Annotated in this window: 25 protein-coding genes; 12 read left to right on the top strand and 13 right to left on the bottom strand. The window is 62.5% G+C overall.

The window, feature by feature from the left end:
* The first annotated feature begins 164 nt into the window (after positions 1 to 164).
* The 5 genes from mutY (at position 165) to Q0063_RS10915 (ending at position 3,389) form a co-directional block, all read left to right on the top strand.
* Positions 165 to 1,214 carry an A/G-specific adenine glycosylase gene (mutY, locus tag Q0063_RS10935; RefSeq protein WP_297872012.1) on the top strand — a complete coding sequence of 350 codons (1,050 nt, stop codon included), beginning with the start codon at positions 165 to 167 and terminating at the stop codon, positions 1,212 to 1,214.
* On the top strand, positions 1,211 to 1,402 hold the full coding sequence (locus Q0063_RS10930; RefSeq protein WP_297872011.1) for a hypothetical protein: 192 nt from the start codon (positions 1,211 to 1,213) through the stop codon (positions 1,400 to 1,402). Before mutY ends, Q0063_RS10930 begins: the two co-directional genes overlap by 4 nt.
* 176 nt (positions 1,403 to 1,578) lie before the next feature.
* On the top strand, positions 1,579 to 2,166 hold the full coding sequence (locus Q0063_RS10925) for a thymidine kinase (protein ID WP_297872013.1): 588 nt from the start codon (positions 1,579 to 1,581) through the stop codon (positions 2,164 to 2,166).
* Positions 2,166 to 3,032 (top strand): radical SAM protein, encoded by an 867-nt coding sequence (locus tag Q0063_RS10920; protein ID WP_297872010.1) that lies wholly within the window; start codon positions 2,166 to 2,168, stop codon positions 3,030 to 3,032. Before Q0063_RS10925 ends, Q0063_RS10920 begins: the two co-directional genes overlap by 1 nt.
* 12 nt (positions 3,033 to 3,044) lie before the next feature.
* Positions 3,045 to 3,389, top strand: coding sequence for a DUF6881 domain-containing protein (locus Q0063_RS10915; RefSeq protein WP_297872009.1), 345 nt, complete (start codon positions 3,045 to 3,047; stop codon positions 3,387 to 3,389).
* A gap of 7 nt (positions 3,390 to 3,396) precedes the next feature.
* Here Q0063_RS10915 and Q0063_RS10910 read toward each other — a convergent pair whose 3' ends face one another.
* Positions 3,397 to 3,570, bottom strand: coding sequence for a DUF362 domain-containing protein (locus Q0063_RS10910; RefSeq protein WP_293280867.1), 174 nt, complete (start codon positions 3,568 to 3,570; stop codon positions 3,397 to 3,399).
* A gap of 381 nt (positions 3,571 to 3,951) precedes the next feature.
* Here Q0063_RS10910 and Q0063_RS10905 point away from each other — a divergent pair, with 381 nt between their 5' ends.
* Genes Q0063_RS10905 through Q0063_RS10895 form a run of 3 tightly spaced genes read left to right on the top strand, consistent with a single transcriptional unit; the run spans position 3,952 to position 7,482 of the window.
* Positions 3,952 to 4,404 carry a CtsR family transcriptional regulator gene (locus Q0063_RS10905; RefSeq protein WP_297872008.1) on the top strand — a complete coding sequence of 151 codons (453 nt, stop codon included), beginning with the start codon at positions 3,952 to 3,954 and terminating at the stop codon, positions 4,402 to 4,404.
* Positions 4,405 to 4,457: 53 nt separating this feature from the next.
* On the top strand, positions 4,458 to 4,958 hold the full coding sequence (locus Q0063_RS10900; RefSeq protein ID WP_297872007.1) for a UvrB/UvrC motif-containing protein: 501 nt from the start codon (positions 4,458 to 4,460) through the stop codon (positions 4,956 to 4,958).
* 37 nt (positions 4,959 to 4,995) lie between these two features.
* Positions 4,996 to 7,482: an ATP-dependent Clp protease ATP-binding subunit gene (locus Q0063_RS10895; protein WP_297872006.1), complete on the top strand. Its 2,487-nt coding sequence runs from the start codon at positions 4,996 to 4,998 to the stop codon at positions 7,480 to 7,482.
* An 80-nt stretch (positions 7,483 to 7,562) separates the two neighbouring features.
* Here the strand turns inward: Q0063_RS10895 and Q0063_RS10890 are convergent, their stop codons facing one another.
* The 4 genes from Q0063_RS10890 to Q0063_RS10875 form a co-directional block, all read right to left on the bottom strand.
* Entirely contained in the window at positions 7,563 to 9,197 is a 1,635-nt protein-coding gene (locus Q0063_RS10890) for a DUF4153 domain-containing protein (RefSeq protein ID WP_297872005.1), read from the bottom strand.
* Positions 9,198 to 9,261: 64 nt separating this feature from the next.
* A complete protein-coding gene (locus tag Q0063_RS10885) occupies positions 9,262 to 9,438 on the bottom strand; it encodes a hypothetical protein (RefSeq protein ID WP_297872004.1) in 177 nt (58 codons plus the stop codon).
* Between the two features lie 23 nt (positions 9,439 to 9,461).
* A complete protein-coding gene (locus Q0063_RS10880) occupies positions 9,462 to 9,674 on the bottom strand; it encodes a helix-turn-helix transcriptional regulator (protein ID WP_297872003.1) in 213 nt (70 codons plus the stop codon).
* A gap of 9 nt (positions 9,675 to 9,683) precedes the next feature.
* Positions 9,684 to 10,235: a DUF2975 domain-containing protein gene (locus Q0063_RS10875; RefSeq protein WP_297872002.1), complete on the bottom strand. Its 552-nt coding sequence runs from the start codon at positions 10,233 to 10,235 to the stop codon at positions 9,684 to 9,686.
* 356 nt (positions 10,236 to 10,591) lie between these two features.
* On the opposite strand from Q0063_RS10875, the gene Q0063_RS10870 reads away from it, so the two are divergent.
* Together Q0063_RS10870 and Q0063_RS10865 are read left to right on the top strand one after the other, a co-directional pair.
* Positions 10,592 to 11,647 carry an FIST signal transduction protein gene (locus Q0063_RS10870; protein WP_297872001.1) on the top strand — a complete coding sequence of 352 codons (1,056 nt, stop codon included), beginning with the start codon at positions 10,592 to 10,594 and terminating at the stop codon, positions 11,645 to 11,647.
* A gap of 14 nt (positions 11,648 to 11,661) precedes the next feature.
* On the top strand, positions 11,662 to 12,609 hold the full coding sequence (locus Q0063_RS10865; protein WP_297872000.1) for a methyl-accepting chemotaxis protein: 948 nt from the start codon (positions 11,662 to 11,664) through the stop codon (positions 12,607 to 12,609).
* Between the two features lie 155 nt (positions 12,610 to 12,764).
* On the opposite strand, the gene Q0063_RS10860 is transcribed toward Q0063_RS10865, so the two are convergent.
* Both Q0063_RS10860 and raiA read right to left on the bottom strand, forming a co-directional pair.
* A complete protein-coding gene (locus Q0063_RS10860) occupies positions 12,765 to 13,541 on the bottom strand; it encodes an HAD-IIA family hydrolase (RefSeq protein WP_297871999.1) in 777 nt (258 codons plus the stop codon).
* A 173-nt stretch (positions 13,542 to 13,714) separates the two neighbouring features.
* Positions 13,715 to 14,263 (bottom strand): ribosome hibernation-promoting factor, HPF/YfiA family, encoded by a 549-nt coding sequence (gene raiA / locus Q0063_RS10855; RefSeq protein WP_297871998.1) that lies wholly within the window; start codon positions 14,261 to 14,263, stop codon positions 13,715 to 13,717.
* A gap of 71 nt (positions 14,264 to 14,334) precedes the next feature.
* Here raiA and Q0063_RS10850 point away from each other — a divergent pair, with 71 nt between their 5' ends.
* Entirely contained in the window at positions 14,335 to 14,583 is a 249-nt protein-coding gene (locus Q0063_RS10850; RefSeq protein WP_297871997.1) for a hypothetical protein, read from the top strand.
* A gap of 299 nt (positions 14,584 to 14,882) precedes the next feature.
* Here Q0063_RS10850 and Q0063_RS10845 read toward each other — a convergent pair whose 3' ends face one another.
* The 4 genes from Q0063_RS10845 to Q0063_RS10830 all read right to left on the bottom strand — a co-directional run bounded on the left by Q0063_RS10845 (position 14,883) and on the right by Q0063_RS10830 (position 20,292).
* Entirely contained in the window at positions 14,883 to 15,257 is a 375-nt protein-coding gene (locus tag Q0063_RS10845) for a RidA family protein (RefSeq protein ID WP_297871996.1), read from the bottom strand.
* A gap of 103 nt (positions 15,258 to 15,360) precedes the next feature.
* A complete protein-coding gene (locus Q0063_RS10840) occupies positions 15,361 to 16,707 on the bottom strand; it encodes a Na+/H+ antiporter NhaC family protein (RefSeq protein WP_297871995.1) in 1,347 nt (448 codons plus the stop codon).
* Between the two features lie 158 nt (positions 16,708 to 16,865).
* Positions 16,866 to 18,041, bottom strand: coding sequence for a MalY/PatB family protein (locus Q0063_RS10835; protein ID WP_297871994.1), 1,176 nt, complete (start codon positions 18,039 to 18,041; stop codon positions 16,866 to 16,868).
* A gap of 196 nt (positions 18,042 to 18,237) precedes the next feature.
* The gene (locus tag Q0063_RS10830; protein WP_297871993.1) at positions 18,238 to 20,292 is read right to left on the bottom strand and encodes a sigma-54-dependent Fis family transcriptional regulator; all 2,055 of its coding nucleotides are present in this window, start codon (positions 20,290 to 20,292) and stop codon (positions 18,238 to 18,240) included.
* 586 nt (positions 20,293 to 20,878) lie between these two features.
* Between Q0063_RS10830 and Q0063_RS10825 the strand changes: the two genes are divergently transcribed.
* On the top strand, positions 20,879 to 22,897 hold the full coding sequence (locus Q0063_RS10825; protein ID WP_297871992.1) for a sigma-54-dependent Fis family transcriptional regulator: 2,019 nt from the start codon (positions 20,879 to 20,881) through the stop codon (positions 22,895 to 22,897).
* A 301-nt stretch (positions 22,898 to 23,198) separates the two neighbouring features.
* Here Q0063_RS10825 and Q0063_RS10820 read toward each other — a convergent pair whose 3' ends face one another.
* Positions 23,199 to 24,482: an alcohol dehydrogenase catalytic domain-containing protein gene (locus Q0063_RS10820; RefSeq protein ID WP_297871991.1), complete on the bottom strand. Its 1,284-nt coding sequence runs from the start codon at positions 24,480 to 24,482 to the stop codon at positions 23,199 to 23,201.
* Between the two features lie 191 nt (positions 24,483 to 24,673).
* A partial coding sequence (locus Q0063_RS10815; RefSeq protein WP_297871990.1) for a PTS sugar transporter subunit IIA occupies positions 24,674 to 25,921 on the bottom strand: 1,248 nt, incomplete at its 5' end.

The raw sequence follows: 25,921 nt of genomic DNA, 5'->3' as shown, positions 1-25,921 counted from the left end.
AGAGTGGAGAGTGAAGAGTGGAGAGTGAAGAGTGGAGAGTGAAGAGTGGAGAGTGGAGAGTGAAGATGGGCCGGTATATCTCAACTCTCCACTCTCAACTCTCAACTCTGAAAATAGTCTGTGCTTTTTCGCTCTTTTGTGCTATACTGTTGGCCATGGAACAGATGGATTTATCAAAGGCCGTCCGGCCTCTGCTGGACTGGTACAGGAACAACGCCCGGGACCTGCCCTGGCGGCGGACCCGGGACCCCTATCGGATCTGGGTCTCTGAAATCATGCTCCAGCAGACCCGGGTGGCGGCGGTGCTGGGTTATTATGCCCGGTTTCTGGAGACCTTCCCCACGGTGGAGGCTTTGGCCGCCGCCCCGGAAGACCGGCTGATGAAGCTTTGGGAGGGCCTGGGCTACTACAGCCGGGCCCGGAATCTCCAGAGAGCCGCCAGACTGGTGGCGGAGCGGGGGGGCTTTCCCGACACCCGCGCCGGGCTTCTGGAGCTGCCCGGTGTGGGGGACTACACCGCTTCTGCCATTGCCTCGGCGGCCTTCGGGCGGCGGGAGGCGGCGGTGGACGGCAATGTCCTCCGGGTCTATGCCCGCCTGACGGACTGCCATGACGATGTCTCGGACCCCGGGGTGAAGAAGGCCGTCCGTGCCCGGGTCCAGGAGATGTTTCCGGAGGAAGAGGCGGATATCCGCATCTTCAATCAGGCCCTGATGGAGCTGGGGGCCACGGTCTGCGGCCCCAACGGCCCGCCCCGGTGCCTCCTCTGTCCGGTCCGGGACTTCTGTCTGGGACAGGCCCGGTGCACAGCGGAGACTTTGCCGGTCAAAAAGCCCAAAAAAGCCCGGCGGGTAGAGGAGAAAACCGTGTTCCTTCTCCTGCGGAACGGGGAAACCGCCCTGCGGAAGCGGCCCGGCACGGGCCTTCTGGCGGGGCTCTGGGAGTTTCCCAACGTGGAGGGGAGCCTGGACGAGTCCGCCGCCGGGAAAATTCTGGCCGCCTGGGGTCTGGAGCCGAAGGTCTGGAGGAGCAGGCTTGCCGCCAGGCACATCTTCACCCATGTGGAGTGGCATATGACCGGCTATGTTCTGGAGGTCTCCGGAGAGGGTCCGCCGGAATTTCTATGGACAGGCAGCTTGGAGTCCCGGGCGGTGCCCTCGGCCTTTGCCCGGTACAGCGCCGAGGCGGCCCGGCTGCTGGGAGGAACGCCATGAGACTGCTGCAATGGGCGCTTTTAATCCTTCTGCTGCTTCTGCTGCGAAAGCTCCTCTGGTGCCTCCGCTGGCTCTGGTGCTGGCGAAGGGGGCGGGAGACGCCGCCGCCCATAGCCTTTCTGCCCCTTAGAACCGGACGGGTTTTCGAGGAGCACGTCCGGCAGGCGGGCGGAGAGAGGGAATCTTAGGAACAGGACGGGGACAGCCGGTGAGAGGCGGAAAGATAATTTTTGTCGTTCCCGGCAAAGACCCTGAACATGAAACAAACCAAAAGGAGGAACGGGAGAGACATATGAACCGGGGAAGGGCGGAGCGTTCCATATCTCCGCACCCCCCTTCTTCATGCGCTGCTCTCGGTATTATGATGGCACAGTTATACTTTAAGTATGGGGCTATGGGCTCCAGCAAGTCCGCCAACGCCCTGATGGCCCGGTTTAATTATGAGGAGCGGGGCCAGAAGGCCCTGATGGTCAAGCCCCGGCTGGACACCCGGGACGGGGAGCATGTGGTGACCTCCCGGATTGGGCTGACCTACCCCTGCGTGTACTTCGATGAAATGCGGGAGATGACCGTCATGGAGCTTCAGCAGAATGCCTGCATCATCGTGGACGAAGCCCAGTTTCTGACCCGGGAGGAGGTCATGCACCTGGTCTATCTGGTGGACCATCTGGATATCCCCGTCATGTGCTATGGGCTCCGGGCGGACTTCAAGGGGGAGCTGTTTCCCGGCAGCTATGCCCTGCTGGTCATGGCGGACAAGATTGAGGAGGTCAAAACGATTTGCTGGTGCGGCAAGAAGGCCACCTTCAACGCCCGCTTTGACGAACAGGGCAAGGTGCTGAAGGAGGGCGAACAGGTGGTGCTGGGAGCCAATGACAAGTACATCGGCCTCTGCCGCCGCCACTGGATGGAGGGCAACCTGGGGCCGGACTTCGGCGTGGGGGTCCTGTGATGCTCTGCGGACTGTGTCCCCGGAACTGCCGGGCGGACCGTGAGACGAAACCGGGGGTCTGCGGGATGCCCTGGGAGCCCGTCGTGGCCCGGGCGATGCTGCACCAATGGGAGGAACCCTGTCTGGTGGGGGAGAAGGGGGCGGGGGCCGTCTTCTTCTCCGGGTGCAATCTCCGCTGTGTGTACTGCCAGAACAAACCCATCTCTCAGGGCGGCGTGGGGAAGGCCGTGTCCGTCTCCCGTCTCCGGGAGATTTTCCGGGAGCTGACCGCCCAGGGGGCGGCCTGTCTGGACCTGGTGAGCCCCACCCAGTTTGCCCCCGCCGTGCTGGAGGCCCTGGGGTCTGAGCCCTGGCCGGTGCCGGTGGTCTGGAACTGCGGGGGCTATGAAAGCGTCTCCGCTTTACAGCAGCTGGAGGGGAAGGTCCAGGTCTACCTGCCGGACCTGAAATATGCCCTGCCGGGTCCGGCGGAGCGGTACTCCGCCGCGCCGGACTACTTTGACCGCGCCGCCCCCGCCATTCTGGAAATGTTCCGCCAGACGGGCCCTTACCGGATGGAAGATGGCCAATTGAAATCCGGCGTGCTCATCCGTCATCTGTTGCTGCCGGGGGAGCTGGAGAACACCCGCCGGTGTATAGACTGGGTGGCGGAGACCTTCCGCCCCGGCGAGGTACTCTTCTCCCTGATGAGCCAGTACACCCCTCAGCCCGGAGCTGCTGGAACGCTGGCCCGGCATGTGACCAGGGCGGAGTACCGGGCGGCGGCGGCGTATATGGAGAACTGCGGCATTGCCTGCGGCTACACCCAGGAACGGACCTCCGCCAGGGAGGAGTATACGCCGGACTTTGATCTCTCCGGCCTGTAAGCAGGAGGTTTTATGGAACAGTTTGAGTATATCCGCTGGTACTGGCGATATACCGACGACGAGATGCCGGTGGTGCTCTTTTACGAGGTCCACCTCGCCAACGAGCGTTACGCCACCCCCATGGTTGAGGTTTTCCCGGACCGCTCCGCCGAACCGGTGACGGAATTGGGCTTTGCATTTGTTACGGAGGAGCCGGCGCCCCCGGTGAGTGAAATCAACCGGGACCCTGATTTTTACGCGGAGCTCATTTCAAAAGAGGATTTGGAAGCCGCCTTCCGCAATCCGGTCTATTCCGGACTCTCTCCCGGCCCCGCATATAAAAAACCCGCAGGGAATCCCTGCGGATTTTTTATGTAGCTTCCTCTTACTCCTCGGGAACGATGGCGCCGTTGGGGCAGGTGTCGCTGCAGGAACCGCAGTCCAGGCAGGCAGCGGCGTCGATGACATAGGAATCATCGCCCTGGCTGATAGCGCCGGCGGGGCAAGCGTCAGAGCAAGCGCCGCAGCTCACGCAGGCAGAAGTGATCTTATAGGCCATGGGTAGCACCTCCATTAGAATTGTATCCTCATTGTAGCATACAATTTAAAAAAAGCAAGGGGGCTGTTAAAAAAATCACAGGAAAATTTTTGTGAAGGCCCAAAAAAGGCCGCAAAAGCGGTTTGTCAAGGCTAACTGTTCATGATTTGTTTTCATATTGGTCAGAGAAAGTCAAAATTTAGCTCTTGACATTTGCCGGGGAAGTGCTATACTGACAGCATCAAGAACATCAAAGAAAGTCAAAGTCAAAGTCAAACTTGAAAGCAACAGATGTCTTTGCCGGGTTCGGAGCCTGCCCCATAGGCCCAGGATATACAGGGAAGCGGCGGCCAGGAGACCGGCTTACAGAAAGAACAGAAAGGACAGAAAGGAAGGAGCCCCATGGGAATCTCAGATTTGATTGCGGCCTTTCTCCAGGAGAGTCTGGAGGAATCCGGGGACGGGGTGCTGGAGGTCCAGCGCAGCGACCTGGCCCAGCGCTTCAACTGCGTGCCCAGCCAGATCAACTACGTGATGTCCACCCGCTTTTCCCCGGAACGGGGCTACATCGTGGAGAGCCGCCGGGGGGGCAACGGGTACATCCGCATCACCCGGGTCCGGGTGGACCGGCAGACGCTGATGATGCACGTTATCAACTCCCTGGGGGAGGGGGTGGACCTGCCCTCGGCCAGAGCCATTCTCGCCAATCTGGCGGAGGCCGGGGCCCTGGAGGAAACCCTGGTCCGGACGATTCTGGCGGCGGTGAGCGACAAAGCCCTGGCCGCCGTGCCCCGGCAGAACCGGGACGCTGTTCGGGCGGACATTCTGCGGAATGTGCTGATTTTACAGGTTTAGCCCCTATTGGAATCAGTCAACAAAATATTTGCAGATATATGGAGGTAAGTATTATGAAATGCGAACATTGTGGCAAAAATGAAGTCACCTTTGTTTACCAGAGCAACATCAACGGTCAAGTCACAGAAAAACACCTCTGCGCCGACTGCGCCGCCAAACTGGGCTTTACCCAGCGAATCGCCGCCAGCCATCAGAGAATGATGAACAGTTTTGGCAGTCTTTTCTCCAACCCCTTCGGCGGACTGTCTGACGGCTTTGACCAGTTCACCGTCCCCCGCCTCTCCATGCCGGAGCAGTTCCACCAGATGCTGGGAGAGATGTTTGACAACCCGCTGGACGATCTTTTCGCCGACATGCCCGCCCTGGGCGCACCGGCGAAGACGCCGGAGAAGACGCCGGAGAAGGCGGAGCAGGACGATCAGAACCGCTTTGCCAGGACCCGGGAGCTGAACGCCCTGCGGCATGAAATGGCCCGGGCCGTGGAGACGGAGGATTTTGAGCGGGCCGCCCAGCTCCGGGACCGGATCAGGGCCCTGGAGAAGGAAAACAGCTGAGGAAAACACGAATCTTTCAGAAAGGAAGTAGAACGATATGAGTGAACGGAAATTCAGCCCCGGAGCGGAAGAGGCTCTTCGGCTCAGCCAGGAATCCGCCAGCGAGCTGGGGCACGGCTATGTGGGCACCGAACATCTGCTGCTGGGCCTCCTCCGTCAGACGGGAGGAGCGGCCCATGAGGTTCTGGTGGAGGACGGCCTTACCTACGACCTCATTGCCGAGATGATCTGCCGGAGCGTGGGAGCCGGGAACCCCGGCGGCAACCCGGCCCAGGGCCTCACCCCCAGGGCCCGCCGGGTGGTGGAAATCGCCATGGAGGACTCCGCCAGAGGCGGCAGCGCCTATGTGGGCGCCGAACATCTGCTGGCGGGCCTGCTGCGGGAGGGGAACAACATGGCCGTCCGGATGCTCCGGCTGTCCGGCTCGGACCCCCGGCGGCTCTATGACGCCCTGATGCACAAGCTCCAGGAGCGGGCCCAGAACAGCGCGAGAAAATCCACCCGGGAGGAGCCCAAAAACAGCGGCGGCGCCGGCGGCAGCGGAAAGACCCTGCGGGAATTCACCAGGGACCTGACCGCCGACGCCCGGGCGGGGAAGCTGGACCCCGTGATTGGCCGGGACAGCGAGATTCAGCGGGTTATTCAGATTCTCTCCCGGCGGACCAAGAACAACCCCTGTCTCATTGGCGAGCCCGGCGTGGGCAAGACCGCCGTGGCGGAGGGCCTGGCCCGGAAGATTGCCATGGGCGACGTGCCGGAAGACCTGCTGGACAAACGCATTCTCTCCCTGGACCTCTCCGGCATGGTGGCCGGCACCAAGTACCGGGGCGAGTTTGAGGAGCGAATCAAGAAGGCCCTGGAGGAGGTCCAGAAGTCCGGGGACGTGATTCTGTTCATCGACGAGCTCCACACCATCGTGGGAGCCGGCAGCGCCGAGGGCGCCGTGGACGCGGCGAACATCATCAAGCCCGCCCTGGGCCGGGGGGAAATCCGGGTCATCGGCGCCACCACCCTCAACGAGTACCGGAAATATATCGAGAAGGACGCCGCCCTGGAGCGCCGTTTTCAGCCCGTCCAGGTGGGCGAGCCCAGCCAGGAGGCCAGCCTGGAAATCCTGAAGGGCCTGCGGCCCAAGTACGAGCAGCACCACAAGCTCCAGATTACCGACGAGGCCCTGGAGTCCGCCGTCTCCCTGTCCGCCCGCTATATCGCGGACCGCTTCCTGCCCGACAAGGCCATCGACCTGATGGACGAGGCCGCGTCCAGAGTGCGGATGGAGACGGAGGAGATATCCCCGGAGCTGAAGAGCCTGGAGGAGAAGATTGCCGCCCTGGCCAAGGACAAGGAGGCGGCGATTGCCAGGCAGGACTATGAAACCGCCGCCCAGCTCCGGGATATCGAGAAGAACTACAGGGACCAGGTGGAAATCGAGCGGGACAAGCGCCGCAAGAGCGAGGTGAAGCACCGCCCCGTGGGCCCGGAGGACATCGCCGCCGTGGTCTCCGGCTGGACCGGCATTCCCGTCACCCGTCTGACCGAGGACGAGGGAATCCGCCTGCTTCACATGGAGGACACCCTGCACAAGAGAGTGGTGGGCCAGGACGAGGCCGTTCAGGCCGTGGCCCGGGCCATCCGCCGGGGCCGGGTGGGTCTCAAGGACCCCAAGCGCCCCACAGGCTCCTTCCTCTTCCTGGGCCCCACCGGCGTGGGCAAGACGGAGCTGTGCAAGTCCCTGGCCGAAGCCATGTTCGGTGACGAGAGCTCCATCATCCGCATCGACATGTCCGAGTATATGGAGCGGCACACGGTGTCCCGTCTGGTGGGCTCCCCTCCAGGCTATGTGGGCCATGAGGAGGGCGGCCAACTGACGGAAAAGGTCCGCCGGAGACCCTATTCCGTGGTGCTCTTCGACGAGATTGAGAAGGCCCACGAGGATGTATGGAACATGCTGCTCCAGATTCTGGACGACGGCCGCATCACCGACGCCCAGGGCCGGACGGTGGACTTTAAAAACACGGTCATCGTCATGACCAGCAACGTCGGGGCCAAAAGCCTCACCACCGCCGGGACGAAGCTGGGCTTTGCCCAGTCGGACAGCGCCGCCGAGGACGGCGAGCAGAAATTCCAGCGGGCCAGGGAGACCGTCATGGCGGAGCTCCGCCAGACCTTCCGGCCTGAGTTCCTGAACCGCATCGACGACATCATCGTCTTCCGCTCCCTCACTGAGACGGATATCCGGGAGGTGGCCCGCCGGATGCTGTCCGCCGTCTCCGCCCGGATGGAGACCATGGGCCTGCACCTGAACGCCTCCGACGAGGCGGTGGCCGAGCTGGCAAAGGCGGGCTTCGACCCCAAGTATGGCGCCCGGCCCCTCCGCCGCTGCATTCAGAACCAGGTGGAGGACGCCGTGGCCGAAGGGATGCTGGACGGCACCCTGAAAGCCGGCGACACTGCCCTGCTGGCGGTGGAGGACGGCAGGCTCCGGGTCCGGAAGGACGATTCCGGCGTCTGCCTGACCAAGTGACAAGCGCTCAAAGCGCGGAAAACGCCCGTCTGTACAACCAGGCGGGCGTTTTCGTACGTCATGCGGCGGGGATTTCTGGCTCAGCCCCCCGCCGCGATGCAGGCGGAGAGGGACCAGCTTTGCCAGCCGGCGCAGTCCTGCCGGGCCTCCTCCCGGCGGCGCTCCAGCATCTCCCCCAGGGGCTCCTCCCGCCCGGTGCGCCAGTCCAGGAAGGTCAGGCGGCTGTCCAGCCGGGCCAGCTGGGGCAGGGTATCATAGGAGAGGTCATAAAGCAGGTAGCTGACGCTGATATTGGGCGTTCCACCCCGGGCATCACAGGCAAGATACCGGTCCACCTGGTCCTTTGCCACCAGATAGTCCAGGGGCACGCAGTTGATCACCAACCACCCCGCCAGGGCCAGGGGGAAGGCCAGGCGGCAGAAGCTCCTGTCCGGCTTTTGCAGCTTCCACAGCGCCGCCAGAAAGAACAGGGCCATCATCACCATGCCCCAGTAGGTCATGCAGCGCTTGAAGCTCAGACCGTAGGCGGAGACGTACAGGGTCATCCGCCAGGCGGCGGAGGCCAGCAGCAGCAGGCTTTCCCCCGCCAGCAGGGCGGAGAGCAGCCGGAGGACCGTCCAGGTTCGCCCCTCCCGCCGGGAGAAGGTCAGCCCCGCCAGGGTGACGGTGAGGTTGACCACGGTGACCCCCACCATCTGGAAAAAGCCGCTCCGGGCCCACTCGGCATAGCTGACGCCCCGCCGGGCCAGATACTCCGGCCCGCCGAAGAGCCCGGCGGACTGCACCGCCAGAAACAGCAGGTAGAGCCCGTCCAGCGCCGCCAGCATCAGCAGAAAGCTCAGGCCGTCCGTCCGCTTCTCCGGCAGGGAGCCGCTCAGGGGCCTGGGGTGCCGGAGGCTGTACAGGAAGCTGAAGACAAAGGGCGTCAGCGCCAGGGTCCAGAAGAGCTTTCCCAGGCACTCCTCCAGATGATCCAGGCTGGGGAAACGAAGGGCCTCCAGGGAGGCGGCGAACAGGGCGTCGGCGGACATCAGCACCGGTACCAGTACCGCCACCAGCGCCAAAGCCCCCGCCGTCCCCAGGACCAGGGGCAGCGTCCGCTTGTTCCGTTCCTCCCGCCGCTCCCGCTCCGGGAACGCCGCCGTCAGAGGAACCCACAGATTCCCGAACAGGCCCCAGGCCGCCAGCAGAAACCGCTCCCACAGCATGGCGGGCCGCCACCAGGGCAGCAGGGCTCCGGCGGAGAGGGACAGGGCCTGGAGTGGGACCAGCAGCGCCAGGGCCATAAAATTCCACAGACGGAACAGGGGGTTGGAGGTCAGGGCGAAGGTCGCCGCAAGGGCCAGGTTCACCCCCAGCAGCACCCGGCTCTCCCGGCGGCGGCACAGGGGTTCCCGCCCCGTGAAGCCCAGCAGCAGAAGATACCAGGCGAAGAACAGCAGCGTGTCGCACATGCCCCAGGGCCAGCCGGCGGTGTTGACCAGCAGGAGGCAGAAGCAGCCCGTCAGCAGCGTGAAAACCTTATCCCGCCCTGTGATGTCTGCCTCCGGTCTCCAGGGGAGCGGTTCCCCCGGTCTGCCCGGTCCCGCCCCCGGCACAGGGCCTGTCTCTGTGCCGGAAACAGGCGGCGTTTCATGGGTTTGCGGGTGGTTTTCCGGATTTTGGGCAGGCTTCGCCCCGCCCTCCGCCGGCAGGGCGTTTTCAAATTCGCTCATATGCAATTCTCCTTATCAAGGCTGTCCTTCAGGGAGGGACAGCGTTTTTATGAAACCACGGCGGTCATGTCCGCCCCAGAAAGCTCCCCAGGATCAGCACCATTGCCAGCAGCAGAGCCAGCAGCAGGGCGGCGGCGCAGAGATCCGTTCGCTCCTTCCGCAGGAATCCCCAAACCAGCAGCCCTGCGGCTCCCGCCGCCAGAGCCAGAAACAGAGGAACCATCCAAGTCATAAACGTCATATCACAGCGCTCCTCTCAGGTGCTCACCCATCACGGTCCGGCACAAATTCCAGAATATCTCCCGGCTGGCAGTCCAGGGCCTTGCAGACGGCCTCCAGCGTGGAGAACCGGACGGCTTTGGCCCTGTTGTTCTTCAGAACCGACAGGTTGGCCAGGGTGATGTCCACCTGCTCCGCCAGCTGGGACAGGCTCATTTTCCGCTTCGCCATCATTACATCCAGATTCACAACGATCATGGCGGCACCTCATATGGTCAGGTCGTTTTCCGCCTTCAGCTCCGCCGCCTGGCGGAAGAGGGCGGACATCACCAGACACAGCAGCCCCCCCATGGCGAACATGGGCACAAACAGCGCGTTGTATGTCCCCAGGGGCCGGAGAGACTGGTAGTGCCACACGCTGAAAATCACCCGTCCCAGAGCCGCCCCGGCGATGAGGAAACAGCTGAGAGCGGCACGGCTGAGGCTGACGGCATTTTCCATGGAGAAGGGCTCCCCCCGGAGGACGGTGCCCAGCACCCGCCGGGCCTGCCGGAGGATGACGGCGGTGTTGACGCCGGCGAAGACGAGGAACAGGGTCAGAACCCACTCGTAGCTGCCGAACCAGATCCAGCCGTGGCCCCAGGCAGCCAGAGTCCCCCGCAGTCCGCCCCACTGCTCCAGGTGGCCGACAAGATTCTGAGCGCCGCCCACCAGCACAATGGTGGGCACCATGTACACGGCGATTACATTGCACACCAGGGCAATTCCCACCAGAACGTTCAGTACCCCGGCGATTTTCCGGGCGTCGACGGTTTTCATTGGAACCGCCTCCTTTCTCTGGTATCCTACCACGGACTTTATCGAAAGTCAATGCTGATTTATCGTTTTTCAATAAATTTTTACTGAGAAACAGGGAGGGCGGGAGGCACCCCCCGTCCGGCGTGGGGCGGAGCCCCTGGGACACAGGCCCGGCCCCGGTTATAAAACAGAGGATGGGGCAGGCCCGCCTGGGGGGAATTTTTCTGCCGGAGCAAAAAAACGCCCCGGAATCGCCGCCTTCTGATAAAATGCGCGAAAGGGCCCTCCCGGCGCCCGGTGGTTATTGACACAGCTGTTCCTTTCCGGTATAATTGGAAAGCTAAGCCATTATGAATATTAGAGGAGGAGACAGCGGCGTGAAACAGTCTTTCGGTATGAGTCAGAGCGGAAATCTGAAGGAGGCCCTCCGGGGGCTCCACTCTCCCCAGTTTATCATGCTGTTATCCAACCAGCCGCAGTTCGAGGAGCATGTCAAGGAGCTGGAGCGGTGCTTTCCCGGCGTTCCCAGCATTGGCTGCATTGGTATGAGCTATCAGACCCAGGTGGTGGAGAACGGCGTGGGGGTCATCGCCTTTTCCGACGGAGTGAAGGCCGCCGCCGGCGTCCTGGAGGACGTGACCACCATGCCGGTGAAGTACATCCACCGGCTGGAGCGGGATGTGCAGGCCGTGGGCGGCTCCCGTCAGGATACGGTGTGCATTGACTTCTGCGCCGGAAATGACGCCTGCGTGCTGACGACCATCAACACCGTTCTCCAGCGGACAGGCATCCCCCTGGTGGGCGGAACCGGCGACCAGGGCCGTGTTTCGGTAAACGGCCGGGTCTATGAGAACGCGGTGGCCTATGGAATGGTCCGGAATCTGAACGGCCGGGTGAAGACCTATAAGGAAAATATTTATCATCAATATGGAAATTACCGTTTCATTGCCTCCAACACCGACCGGGCCAATTACATACTGGGCTCCCTGAACGGGAAACCGGCCAAGCAGGTCTACGAGAGCATCCTCCATGTGACGGACCAGGAGATCCTGACCCGGACCTTCCAAAATCCGTTCGGCAAAATCAACGGGGATGACACCTGCATTATCTCCATCAAGGAGGTCCATGGAAACGCCCTGGCCTGCTTCCGCCAGGTCAACGACTCCGACGTGCTGATTCTCCTGGAGCTGGGGGATTATCAGGCCATAACGAAGAACACCATCCAGCAGATCTGCCGGGACTTCCCCCGCCGTTCCGCGATTTTCTCGGTGAACTGCCTGTTCCGCTACAAGCTGTTTTCCGAGCGGAATTACATGCAGACCTATCTGCGGGAGATGTCGGCGCTGGGCAGCCACGCCGGCTTCGTGGGATACGGGGAGCATTATAACAACCGCTTTGTCAACCAGTCCATGACCTGCGTCGTGTTTGAGTAAGGGAGGTGCGGAGTATGTTATTTTCGGGTTCGGGAAAACGCCGGCAGACGCCGGTTCAGGAGGAAAAGAGTCTCTATCCGGTGCTGCACGTGGCCGGCAGCCTGAAGGTCTATCAGAAGGAGCTGGTGAAGAAGGAGGTTGCCTCCCTGTCGGAGCTGAGCATGGTGGGGGCCACCTTTTCCAATGTGCTGAAGGAGGCGGACCACTTTCAGGCAAAGCTCCAGGACATGGGCCAATCCTTTTCCAGCATTGACCAGACGGCGGAGCAGTTTGACCAGGTGCGGGATGAGATTGCCCAGGCTGTGACAGAGGCGCAGGCCCAGATGGGCGCCCTGGGGGAGAACTCCATGGCGGTGCAGAAATCCTATGAGGAAATGGCGGTGACCTTCTCCCACCTCCAGTCCGCCATTCAGGACATTCAGAAGTGCATGGGCAAAATTGTGTCCATTGCGGACCAGACCAACATTCTGGCCATCAACGCCTCCATTGAGGCGGCCCGGGCCGGCGTGGAGGGCCGGGGCTTCGCGGTGGTGGCCGCCCAGGTCAAGGAGCTGGCCAAGGAGATCAAGGTGCTGGCCGGAGAGGTGGATACGGGCGTCTGTGAGGTGGAGGTTCAGGCCGGCCAGCTCAGCGCCAGCATCTCGTCGTCTCAGCAGACCCTGGGGAAGGGCACGGATATTGTGGCCCAGGCCGACGAGAGCTTCCATAAGATTACGGCAGCGGCAGAGGGCTCCGCCTCCGTGCAGACGGAGATTTCCCAGGTGATTGAGGTATCCCGGACGAACCTGCAGACCATCTGCCGGTTTTTCGACCAGATGAAAGACCGGTATCAGGAGGTTGTCAAGCACATTGACCAGGCCAGCCGCCTGGGCACCACGAAGAGCGCCATGTTTGAGGACATGGACAACATGATTTCCCAGCTTCCTCCCATTGTCAAGGACTTTGAGGAGCGGGACGGCTGACGCCGCCCGGGACCGGGCAGAGAACGGGGCATAGAGACAGGGCATACCCCTCTTTCCGATGGAAGAAGGATATGCCCTTTTCGGCAGACCGGTCTGATGGGGAGGAAGCGGCCCGGCACAGCCGGGGGATTTCTTCCATCCACACGCCTTAAGATTTATTTCCCGGGGATTTCCCCCACGCCTTTCAAAATGAACCGGGGGCGGTAGGGGAACTGCTCACAGGTCTCCCGGTCCGACACGCCGGAGAGCACCAGCACCGTGTCCAGGCCGGTTTCGATGCCGGCGATGATGTCCGTGTCCATCCGGTCGCCCACCATAACCGCGTTCTCGGAGTGGACCCCCAGCATCCGAAGCCCCGCCCGCATCATCAGGGGGTTGGGCTTCCCCACGAAATAGGCCCGCTTTCCCGTGGCCAGCTCAATGGGCGCAATCAGCGCCCGGCAGGCCGGGACGATGCCCGCCTCCGCTGGAGCTGTCAGGTCGGAGTTTGTGCCGATCAGCTTCGCGCCGGCGTTGACCAGGCGGATGGCCTTCGTAATCTGCTCCAGATTATAGGCCGTGGGCTCCCCCACCACCACATAGTCCGGATTCACGTCGTTATAGGTGATGCCCTTGTCATAGAGGGCGTTGGTAATTCCGTGCTCCCCCACCACATAGGCGCTGCATCCCGGCGATTGGCTGTCCAGGAAGTGGGCCGTTGCCAGGGCGCTGGTGTAAAAATGGGACTCGTCTACGTCCAGACCCATCCGGGCCAGCTTCTGCTGGAGCTCCTTGGGGGTGTACTGGCTGGAGTTTGTCAGAAACAAATAATTTTTCTTCTCCTTTGCCAGCCAGTCCACGAACTTTCTGACTCCCGGCAAAAGCTGGTTGCCGTGATAAATCACGCCGTCCATATCGCAGATAAAGCCCTTTTTCTTTCTCAGCTGCTCCATGCGCCGCTCCATTCCCAGGGCCGGAGCCCTGTATTAAATTCAGTATAGGAAAGTATCCCACATTTTGGGAGATTTGTCAAAGGAAATTCTGGAAAGGGGCGGATTTTCCGGGAGGCGGCCGCCGAACAAAAGGGCCCCGAAGGGCCCTTTCGTGCGCATTCCAGGTTTTTCGCTTATTCCTCGTCGTCGGTGACGATCAGGCCGTAGCCCCCGCTTTTGCGGCGGTAGACAATGGAAAGGCTGTCGTCCTCGCTGCTGCGGAAAACGAAAAAGTTATGGTCCAGCAGATTCATCTGCAAAATCGCCTCTTCCGTGCTCATGGGCTTTACGGCAAAGCGCTTGGTGCGGACGACTGCAAATTCCTTCTCCTCCGCCACCTCGAAATCCCCGGAGGGTGCAGGGGCCGGGAACCCCTCGCTCCGCAGGCGCTTGGCCAGGCGGGTCTTGTTCTTGAGAATCTGGCGCTCGATATAGCCGACGGCCGCGTCCAGCGCCCCCCGCATATCGCCGTCCGGCGCCTGGGTCTGAGCGCGGAGCAGGGTTCCACCGCCCCGGATGGTAAGCTCCACCGTACACAGGTGGTTCTTCTCCACCGAGAAGGTCACAGACGCGGTGGTATCCTCGTCCCGAAAATAGCGGTTCAGCTTGGAGATCTTCTTTTCCGCATATTCCTTGATGGAATCATTTAGAGAGACCTTTTTGCATGTGTATGTGTACTTCATTGCGATCGCTCCTTTCGTGTGAAAGAGGATGGGGCATCCCCTTTTGTATAATATAACACATTTGTGAGGGATTGGAAAGAGAAAAAAGCCTCTTTTTTAAAAATATTCACAAAGGCGGCGGGACCCGCCCCGCTGCCGGCGGAAATCGGGAAAACTTCCCGCGGTTCGACAAAACCTCCTGTTTACAAAACCGGGCGGGACGTGGTATGCTGAAGCAGGAAGCTTTCCAATATCCCACCCGCTTGGGCCGCGCGGCGCGTATCGCCGGGCGGCTCCTTTTTATATCCGGCCCGCCTGAAAAGAATCCCGCCGGACTGTGAAAACCGGCGGCCCGGCGCCCAAAGGACGAGAAACGCCCCTTCTTTCCAAGGAAAGGAGGGGCCAGCTTGTCAAAAAGGGATCCTTTTTCTTCTGTCGGAAAGGAAGATAGTATGAAAGACAGCGCAGCCCTTGGCGGCTCTGCCGCTTAGGGATGCGGCGTACCCTTTACGGGTAAACCCATCAGGGGTGTCTTTCGTGTCCAATCAATAAGTTTTCAAAACTTTATGAAAGTTTTGAAAACTTGCCCAGCCTGTCGAAAAAACTTTTTCGACAGGCTGGGGCGTTTGAAACAAGGAAATTATTTGACGGCGACGGCCTCGATTTCGCAGAGGACGGCCTTGGGCAGATCCTTCACCGCCACGCAGGACCGGGCGGGCTTGGAGGTGAAGAATTTGGCATAGACCTCGTTGAAGGCGGCGAAGTCGCCCATGTCCGCCAGGAAACAGGTGGTCTTAATCACGCCGTCCATGCCGTATCCGGCGGCGCGGAGAATGGCGGCCACGTTTTTGCAGCTCTGCTCCGCCTGAGCGGCGATGCCGGCGGGAATCTCGCCGGTGGCGGGGTCCACGGGAATCTGGCCGGAGGTGAAGATGAAGTCTCCGGCGGTCCAGGCCTGGGAATAGGGGCCGATGGCGCCGGGGGCGTCGGTGGTGGAAATGACTTTTTTGTCCATGGTAAAAGTGCCTCCTTTATTTTTGGGGGTTGATTTGAGGGCCAGGGCCCCGGGCTGTCCCGGGGCCTTCAGCCGGTTTGAAGGTGAGGGGAAAGCGGAGCGCTCAGCGCCTGGCGGCGGCTTCCTGCTTCCGGGCGAATTCCTTCTCCTCGGGGGTGCGGAGCAGACCCATCTGAATGGTGACGCAGGTGAAGATAATCAGAGCGAACATGTAGAAGGAGTAGGGCAGGATGTCCAGCGGCGTGCAGCCCGCCAGCTCCGTGACGATGAGGATGCCGCCGTCATGGGGCATCAGGGCCAGGAAGGCGCAGGCGAAGATATCCACCAGGCTGGCCAGCCGCTTGGGGGCAATGCCGTATTTCCCGCCGATTTCCTTGGCGATGGGGCAGGTGACGATGATACCGATGGTGTTGTTCACCAGTGCGGCGGAGAGCACGCCGGACAGCAGGCCGATGCCGTACTCCGCGCCCCGGCGGTTCTTGATGCGGGAGGTGATGGCGCTGACCATCCACTCCACGCCGCCGTAGTACCGGACCAGGCCGATGATGCCGGAGACCAGGGCCGCCACAATGGAGATGGAGAACATGTCGCTCATGCCGCCGCCGATGGCCTGAACCCACTCAAAGAAGCCCACGCTTCCCATGGCCAGGCCGATGACGCCGGTCATCAGGATTCCGACGAAGAGGACCACCGCCACGTTGATTCCCATGAGGGCGGTGATGAGGACCACGATGTAGGGCAGGACCTGGATGATGTTGAAGGAGCCGGCCTCGATGGAGCCGGAGCCGTGGCCGCCCAGGACGCCGTAGAGCACCATGGCAATGATGGCAGCGGGCAGGGCCATGAAGAAGTTCATCCGGAACTTGTCCCGCATCTCGGAGCCGCAGCCCTGAGCGGCGGAAATGGTGGTGTCGGAAATCATGGACAGGTTATCGCCGAAATAGGAGCCGCCGATGACCGCCGCGCCCACGATGGCGGGATTCAGGCCCGCGCCCTGGGCCACGCCGATGGCCACGGGGGCCATGGCCGCGATGGTGCCCATGGAGGTGCCGATGGCGGTGGAGATGAAGCAGCACATCAGGAACACGCCGGGGATCAGCAGGGAGACGGGAATGAAATGCAGCGCCAGGTTGATGACGGAATCCTTGCCGCCCATGGCCGCCGCCGCGCCCTGGAAGCCGCCGGCCATCAGGTAGATGAGAATAATCATCATGACGCCGGAGTTGCCCATGCCTTCGCAGAAAACGTCCAGCTTGGTGCCGACCTTGACCTGGGGCGCCAGCAGCAGCGCCACAGCGATGCCGGCCAGCAGGGCCACGTGGCGGGGGAACTGGCCGAAGGGGCTTTCAACGCCCATCAGGGTGAAGGTGATGCCGCAGCCGATGTACAGGGCCAGGAACACAATCAGGGGCAGGAATGCGGATGCGCCTAGTTTTTTCTGGTTTTCCATTTGTTTTCTCCTCTCTCATTCACGCTTGTGGTTTCTTTATAGCCAACGCACAACCGGGAACACAGGACGGTCCCGGTTATGCGCCGGACTCCGCAGGCGGCGGGATATCCCGCCGTATCAAAGCGGCCAGCCGCTTTGATGATGGAATGACCGCCGGCTCAGCGGGCCCGGAGGGCCTTCTCCAGCTGGGTCAGGGCCTTCTCGATGGTGGAGCGGGGGCAGGCGGCATTGAGCCGCAGGAAGCCGCTTCCGCCTGCGCCGAAGTCCGTGCCCTTGCCGAAGGCCACGCCGGCCTTGTCTACGCAGAAGCGGTGGAGGGCCTCGTCGTCCATTCCCAGGCCCCGGGCGTCAATCCAGTTGAGATAGGTGGCCTCGGGCAGGTTGGGCTTCAGCTCCGGCAGGCGCTCCTTGCAGAAATCATAGATGAAGCGCATGTTGTCCGCCAGGTAGACCTGGAGCTCCTCCAGCCAGGCTTCGCCCTTTTCATAGGCCGCCATGGTGGCCACCAAGCTGAAGCAGTTGTTCCGGGCAATGTCCATCCGCTTGAGCTCCGCCACGTACTGGTCTTTCCGCTCCTCGGTGTCGAAAATGATGGTGGAGGACTGGAGACCCGCCAGATTGAAGGTCTTGCTGGGGGCGATAAAGGTGGTGGTGACGGCGGCAATCTCAGAGGAGACGGAGGCCATGCAGGTGTGCCTGTGGCCGTTCAGCATCAGGTCGGAGTGGATTTCGTCGGAGAGAATGCCCACGCCGTACTTCACACAGATGTCGCCCACGGCCTTCAGCTCCTGGGGCGTCCAGACCCGGCCCACGGGGTTGTGGGGGTTGCAGAGAATGAAGTATTTCGCGCCGTCCCTGGCCCTGGCCTCGAAATCCTCCAGGTCCATGGTATAGTAGCCGTCTTCGTCCCGCTTCAGGAGGCTGACCACCAGGGTCCGGCCGGTGTTCTCCACCACGTCGGCAAAGGGGTGATACACCGGCTGCTGAATGATGATTTTGTCCCCGGGCTGGGTGAACAGGTTCAGCACCATCCGCATGGCGGGGACCACGCCGGGGGCGAAGGCCATTTTGCCAATGTCCGGCAGCCAGCCGTTCCGCTTCTGCTGCCACGCGGCGATGGACTCGAAATACCTGGGCGTCCGCCAGGTGTAGCCGAAGATTCCCTGATCGGCCCGTTCCTTGATGGCCTCCACGACGCAGGGGGCGGTGCGGAAATCCATGTCGGCAATCCACAGGGGGATGACCTGATTGGTGCCGTAGTGCAGTTCCGCCTCCTCAAATTTGGCCGCGTAGTTTTGGGAGCGGTCTACCACTTCATCGAAATTGTAGGGCATGATGGACATTCTCCTTTCATTGCTTGCAGCTGTGTGCTGGATGCCGGATTATAAAGCAATTCCCGTGCCAAAAATCCGGCAGGGCCTTTTTTGTGTCTCATGCTCGATTTCCTCCGGGAAAATGGGAGGATTCCACAAAAAAATCCGGCGGCAGGTCTGGAGGGAGAGAGGAAACAGGGGAATAATAGGGTGAAGTTTATAAAATGGGGAACACCTGTTGGAGCTCCTCCAGCAGGGCCCGTCCCGCCTGGGTCAGGCGGCTGCCGCCCCGGCCCCGGGAGACGGAGATGAGACCCAGCCGGTGGAGGAGGCTCAGGCCGTCCCGGACCTCCTGCTCCGTCAGAGGCAGGCCCCGCTCCTCCGCCCGGCGGCACAGGAAGCCCCGTCCGGCAGGGCCGTCCTCCAGAGCGGAGAGGAGAAAGGACAGGGCTTCCTCCCGGCCATGGGCGGCCTGGCGGAAGCGTTCCGGACCGGTGAGGGCCGGGACAGCGGCGGAACCGGGCTCAGGCCGGAGGCAGAGGGGCAGGTCCGCCGCCTCGATGACCGGCTTTTCCAGCATGGCTAAATATTCCACCAGGTTGGCCAGCTCCCGGACGTTGCCCTCCCAGGAGCAGCGGAGAAGGGCCTCCTCGGCGGAGGGGGCGAAGGCGTAGCGCGCGCCGCTCCGGCGCATCAGGTGCCGGGCAATCAGGAGTACATCCTCCCCCCGCTCCCGGAGGGGCGGAATCTCAAGGGGCAGGGTGTTCAGCCGGTAGTAGAGGTCCCGGCGGAAGGACCCCTGACGGACCCGCTCCAGCAGATTTTCGTTGGAGGCGGCGATGATCCGCACGTCGATGGGAATCATGCAGCTGCCCCCCACCCGCATCAGCTCCTTTTCCTGGAGGACCCGCAGCAGCTTGATTTGCAGAGGCTGGCTCATACCCTCTATTTCGTCCAGAAAGAGGGTGCCCCGGTGGGCATACTCAAAAAGGCCCAGCTTGCCCCCCTTCCTGGCCCCGGTGAAGGCCCCTTCGTCATAGCCGAAGAGCTCGCTTTCCAGCAGGGAGTCCGACAGGGCGGCGCAGTTGATGGCAACAAAGGGCATGTCCCGCCGGAGAGAGGCGTGATGGATGGAGTGGGCGAAGAGCTCCTTGCCGGTGCCGCTCTCCCCGGTGAGGAGAATGGCGGAGTCCGTCCGGGCCATTTTGGCGGCGATCTGCTTGGTGCGGAGCATGGTTTCGTCCTGGGCGATGATGTCGCTGAACACGTATTTGGACTGATAGCCCCGGTGATAGAGCTGGAGCCGCAGCTTCTGCTGCCGCTCCTCCTCCTCGGTGAAGCGCTGGAGCAGCAGAAAACAGCCGATGCGCCGGCCCTGCTGCTCCACCGGCACGGAGGAGAGACTGATATAGGTGTTTTCCAGCTGGATGAGCCGGGTGGAGCGCTGGTCCTCCGGGCTCAGCAGCTGGGCCAGCTCCGGGCAGCTGAGGGCCAGGGGCTGGCCGATGGCGGCGGCCCGCCGCAGCCCTAAAATTCCCTCTGCCACGGAGTTCAGGGCAAACACCCGGTTGTCCGTGTCCATTCCCAGGACGCCGGTTTCCAGAGCGCCCATCAGGATGTCCAGATAGGTTTCGGATTTCAGATTTTCATTCCAGAGAGCCGCCAGGCTCTGGCCGGAGTCCGCCAGGGACCCGGCGTATTCCCGGAATTCCCGGCTTCCGGGGAACCAGGTGAAGCCCAGGGCCAGGGCAATCTCCACCAGCGTGTCCGCCGTGAATACACGGGGGCCCAGGTCCAGCACCTGGAGCACCGTGGGGGGCACATAGCGCCGCTCTCCCGGCGTAATAGCCAGATCCACGTCCAGGGGATAGCCGGAGCCGGGATAAACCGGGATGAATTCCACCTGGGTGACGCCCAGCCGGTTCAGCTCCGCGATGCTCTCAAAGGCCATCTGAACGCTGAGATTCACCAGCATGGCCCGGGTGCCCTTGGGGAGCTGAAGAAGGGCCTGGATTTCCTTTTTGAAAAAGGTGACGGAGGGAGAAACCACCTTGGCCTCCGGCGGAACCAGGCCGGTGAGGTGGCCGAAGGCGTCGCTGGAGGTGGCGCAGAGGATGTACAGGTCCCCGTTCCGGGGGAGACTGTCATAGTCGTTGGCCTCCACGCTGAACAGCTCCAGACGGATGCGGTCCGCGAAAAAACGGCGCAGCCACTGGGCGTAGACCGGGCCCGAGGACGCGGCCTCCGTCACCAGGACGATCTGCTTTTCCATGACCCTTCCACCTCCCTGGGTTTCAAAGTTGTTAAAATGATAACACAAAAAAACCTGGCTGTACAGCCATTTTTTGTGCAGGTTTATGGACGCTGCAAGGGCCCCGGGGCGTCCATGGGGCAGACTCCGGCCCGGGTTCTGTCTCCCGGGAGCCTGGCGCTTCTAAGGCAGCCTTCATCATTTCTGCCGGCGGGCCGCCGAGGGCGGCGGCCCCTACACACCTCTGTAGGGGTCGCCCTCCTGGCCGACCCGTTTGTCGGGAATTTTGATGTTTGCTATAAAAAAAGGGCCGGGACATACTCTTGATATAGTCAGCACAGTTGAAAATCGGTATCTACCGATTTTCAAACAGCGGCGGAGCCGCTGACGGGTAAGGCCCCCTGTGCTGACTATGAAGTCCACCGCAAGGCCGTTTTACGGCCTGTGCGGCGAATCATCGCCGCACTTGTTGAAAAGAAGCGGATGCTTCTTTTCAACTGCGGTGACAATAAAATGTGTGAATGGACATCCTTGAAGAAGCTCCGGCAGTTGACAGCCCGGCGGCGCTTTTTTATAATCAGAGGAAACCAGGAGAGGAGGCGGAGCGGTGAAGACCCTCGGCATTATTTCCCGCCGCCGGTGCATGGCGGATTTCTACGGGCAGCTGCTGGCCGGACTGTTTGACGGCGTGGCGGAGGTGGAACGGTACAGTCTGGAGGCCGGAACCCTGCGGGAGCTGCGAAGCTGCGACCTGTACCTGAATACCGCCACGGATTACGACCTGATGCGGAACAGCTGGGCGCGGCGCTATCTTCCGCCGGAGTCCCGGACCGTGCGCTCCGCCGTCACCTTCACGAAAAAGGCCCTGGAGATACTGCGGGCCTATCCCAAGGGCACCAGGGCCCTGCTGGCCAACCAGACCCGCCACATGGCCATGGAGAGCATTGCCCAGCTCTATCACCTGGGCATCTCCAACATCGAGTTTTTCCCCTATTACCCGGAGATTGAGACCGTGCCGCAGGCGGAGGTGGCGTTTGCCCCCGGCGACCTGGACATGGCCCCGCCGGGGATGCCGGCGGTGGACCTGGGAGCCCGCTGGCTCACAGCCAATACCGTCTGCGAGCTGGCCCTGAAGCTGGGAGCCGCGCAGTTTTTGGAGAGTGCCCAATTTGCCGGCTACACCGCCGCCCTGGCCGAGGTGGACTACTCCCTGCAAAAGATTTCCTATCACAACCTGAGCATGGAAAACAAGCTGGAGCTGATTCTGAACGCCCTGGACAGCGGCATTGTCTGCGTGGACGAGGAGGGGATTGTCACCCTGGTGAACCGGGCGGCTCAGGAGCTGCTCTGCGTCACCCAGGAACAGGTGCTGGGGGCCCCGGCGGCGGAGGTGCTGCCGGAGCTGCCCCTGACCCCCTCGGAGGACGCCCCCCGTCTGCTGAGCGTCCTGGGTCAGGATCTGGGGGTGTCCGTCAAATCCCTGGGCATCCGGGGGCGGCCCCTGGGGGCCTTCGCCGTGTTCCGGCGCTTTCAGGAGGAGGAGAGCTGTCAGGCCCTTCTGCGCCTGCAAAAGGCCCCCAGAAGCGGCCGGGCCCGGTATACCTTTCAGGATATCGTGGGAAGCAGCCCGGCCATCCGGAAGGCCCGGGAGATTGCCCGGCGCATGGCGGGGGGCGCCGCCTCCATCATGCTGGACGGGGAGAGCGGCACCGGCAAGGAGCTCTTCGCTCAGGCCATCCATAACGCCTCGCCCCGGAAGCACCGGCCTTTTATCGCCGTCAACTGCGCGGCCCTGACGGAAACGCTGCTGGAAAGCGAGCTCTTCGGCTATGTGGAGGGGGCTTTTACCGGAGCGAAGAAGGGCGGGCGGCCCGGGTTCTTTGAGTGTGCCCATCAGGGCACGCTGTTTCTGGACGAGATTGAGACCACCAGCCCCGCCCTTCAGGCCAAGCTCCTCCGGGTGCTCCAGGAGCGGGAGGTGGTCCGCATCGGGTCCGTGGAGCCCATTCCGGTGGACGTCCGCATTCTCTCCTCCACCAACGAGGATCTGTTCGCCAGGGTGCGGCAGGGGAGCTTCCGCCGGGACCTCTATTACCGGCTGAACGTCATCCCCCTGCACATTCCCGCCCTGCGGGAACGGCGGGAGGACATCCTGCCGCTGGCGGAGGCCTTCTGCGGTCAGTTCGGCAGCAGGTTCATCATGAGCGCCCAGGTTCAGGCGGCGCTGGTTCAGTACAAGTGGCCGGGGAACATCCGGGAGCTGAAAAACTGCATGGAATATCTCCACTATATGGGCCGCAGGGTTATCGAGCTGGAGGACCTGCCGGAGCAGTTCAGAGGCGCCGCCCAGATGGCGGAGCGCTCCGAGCCCGACCCGCCCCTGGACTGGGCGGTGCTCCGGGTGCTGGGGGAGCGGTATCCCGCCCGCCGGGGCATTGGGCGGCAGGGCATCGTCTCCGCCTGCGGAGAGCTGGGGGTTCCCATTTCCGAGCATGAGGTCCGCCTGATTCTGAGGTCGTTTCAGGACGCCGGGTGGCTGGCGGTGGGCCGGGGCCGGGGCGGCACCAGCCTCACCGGGGACGGCTATGCCTGGTACCGCCGCCGCCTGGCGGAGCAGGAGCCGTAGAGCCGGCACAGCTGAACACCGGCAGATACCGGTTTTACCCACGGCGGCAAAGCCGATGGCGGGGACACTCTCTGTGCTGTCTGTGAAGCCCGCCGCAAGGCCGCTTGGCGGTCTGGGCGGCGAATCGTCGCCGCTTTTGCTGAAAAGAAGATGCTTCTTTTCGGCTGCGGTGACGGCAGAGCGCCGGAGGAGATGGGAAGGGAAGCCCCGCCCGGGGCGCGGAGTCCCCTGGGGGCCCGCCGGCCTCCGGAGGGCGCTGAAAACAGGCGCGGAACCGCAGCGGTTCCGCGCCTGTTTGCTTTCAGCATGGGGCCGCGCCTGCCGCCGGAACGCCGAAGTGCCGGAACAGAATCTGTTCCGCCTCGGAATTCCACAGGCCGCCGTGGGCGTCGCAGCAGTCGGCCAGACGGGTGAAGAGGGGATTTTCTTCTCCCTTCCGGCGGAAGTCGTCGATGGCGGTCATGGGCATGTCAAACTGGGTGTAGGCCAGCTTTTTTCCGCCGGGGATGCCGGGAAGATTCCGGGTGGTCTCCGCAATGGAGTCCATGCCCCCCACATGGGTGACCATGACGGCGGGACGGATTTTCCCCTCGGAGGCCAATTGGATGGCCTCCTTCAGGTCGGCGGTGTTTCCGCCGGTGGTGCCCAGAATGTGGGTGGATGAGTAGTGGCAGTTGTAGAGATTGATGGTGGCGGAAAATTCCCTGCTGGTGGGTCCGGAGAAGAAATTCATACACCCGTCGTAGCCCAGCAGCCTGTCCCCCATCTCCGCCAGGGCGCGGATGGCGTTGAACACAAAGATGTCGTCGTAGCCCATTCCGCCGGTCAGGTCCATCAGAGTGGAGAATTCGTCCTCACAGTGAAGGGGGTTTATGTAGACCAGCCTCACGCCCCGGCGGGCGGCCTCCTCCTCGGAGATGAAGCGCCGGGCCCGGGCGATGCGTTCGTCGGACAGGTCCGTTACCACAATCAGGGCGGGCTTGTTCTCCAGCACTAGGGGATACTCAATGGCCCCCAGGCCCATGGGGCCGCAGCCGCCCATGATGAGGACCCGGCCTCCGGCCTTGATGCCGATGGAATGCCGGTGGTCCACTTTGTTGGTGTGGTAATTGCCGTAGTATCCCCCGACGATGCAGCTCATGGGCTCCCCCAGGCTGGCCTCAAAATAGCTCTCGCCCTCGTAGTGGAGCAGGTAGCCCAGTTCCATCACCTCCGGCGGCACGACGCAGTAGGTGCACGCGCCGCCGAAGAAGGGATAGGAGTATCCGGGGGACGCCAGGCTCCCCTTGTAGTTCAGGGCGGGCTGCTGGGCGAATTTCTCCCCGGGACGGAATTCGTTTTGCCACTTTCTGCCCACCTTCACAATGTCCCCGGCAAACTCGTGCCCGATCAGAACCGGGCGGGTGTCCACGTCCGGGGGACAGCGCCTGTGGGCCCTGCCCTGGACCAGCAGCTTGTAGGTGGACATGCAGATGCTGTCGCTCATGACCCGCACCAGAATCTCGTCGTCTCTGATTTCCGGCAGGTCGAATTCCTCCAGGCGGATGTCGTAAGCGCCGTACAGACGCACACCCTTTGACTTCATCTCGGTCGGTCCTTTCTGGGAATGATGGCAGACCTCAAAATTCCCGGCGTGGGGACGGGAGCCGCCCCCACGCCGTTCATTTCGACGATTGCTGCGGGAATCGGGAAAGAGGAGCCGGAGACTGCCTGCCTGAAAAGCGCGGTCCGGAGGCTCCGGCTCCTCTGCCTGGGGTGTTTTTTGGGGGAGGGGAATCAGCTCAAGCCGTTGAGCTTCTGATAGAGGTCTCCGGCGTTGGCTCCGTTTACCAGGGCGTCGGTGGCCTCGTCGGTGTCGGCCACCTCCACGATGCGGCCCAGAATCTCCAGGTGTTCGTCGCCCTTGGCGGCGATGCCAACCACCAGCTTCACCACGTCGTCGCCCCACTCGATGCCCTCGGGATAGGTCATGACAACGATGCCGGTCTTTTTGATGAGCTTTTTGACGGACTCAATGCCGTGGGGGATGGCCACATGGTTGCCGATGGCCAGGGAGAATTCCTCCTCCCGGGCGATCATGCCCTCCACATAGCCCTCTTCCACATAGCCGCTTTCCACCATCAGCTTCCCGCAGGCCCGGATGGCCTCCTGGGGAGTGACGGGCTTGCAGTTCAGGATGATGTTCTTCTTCTCCAGGAGAACCGCGCCGGAGGCGGCGGCAGAGCCGGTATCACCGGCGGTTTTTTCGGCAGGGGCGGAACCGCCCTTGCGGCCCTCCGCCAGCTCGGTGACCAGGGTGGCGTACTCAGGGGCGCCCATGAAGTTCTTGATGGGGATGACCCGTGCGCCGGGGTTGCTGGCCGTGGCCCGGTGGGCCAGCTCGTGGTGAGTGACGACGATCTGGCAGTCCTTGGGAATCTCGGAGACAGGGGCGTGGACCACCTCAATGTCGGTGATACCGGCGTCCTTGAGCTTGTTCCGGAGCATGGTGGCCCCCATGGCGGAGGAGCCCATGCCCGCGTCGCAGGCGAAGACAATCTTCTTTACATCCTTGGGGGACACGGACGCGCCGGTGCTGCTGCCGGACGCGGCGGGCTGGCCCTTGCTGGCGGCCTTGGAGGCGGCCACCTGGGCCTGTGCCTCGGCCAGGTCGGCGTCCTTGCCGAAGAACTTCAGCAGGAACACGGAGATCAGGAAGCTGACCACGGCGGCGATGCCGATGCCGGCGATGTTGGCGAAGTAGCCGCCCTTGGGGGTCATGAGCATTTCCGCGATGATGCTGCCGGGAGAGGCCGCGGCCGCCAGGCCGCCGCCCAGGGCGGAGAGGGTGAAGATGCCCACGATGTTGCCCACCATGGGTCCCAGAATCACGATGGGATTCATCAGGATATAGGGGAAGTAAATCTCGTGGATGCCGCCCACAAACTGGATGACGGCGGCGGCGCCGGCGGAGGAGCGGGTTTCGCCCTTGCCCGCCACGCAGTAGGCCAGCAGCAGGCCCAGGCCGGGGCCGGGGTTGGACTC

The sequence above is a fragment of the uncultured Oscillibacter sp. genome (assembly GCF_947654275.1).
Classification (GTDB): domain Bacteria; phylum Bacillota; class Clostridia; order Oscillospirales; family Oscillospiraceae; genus Oscillibacter.
This window is presented reverse-complemented; position numbering and strand designations above follow the sequence as displayed.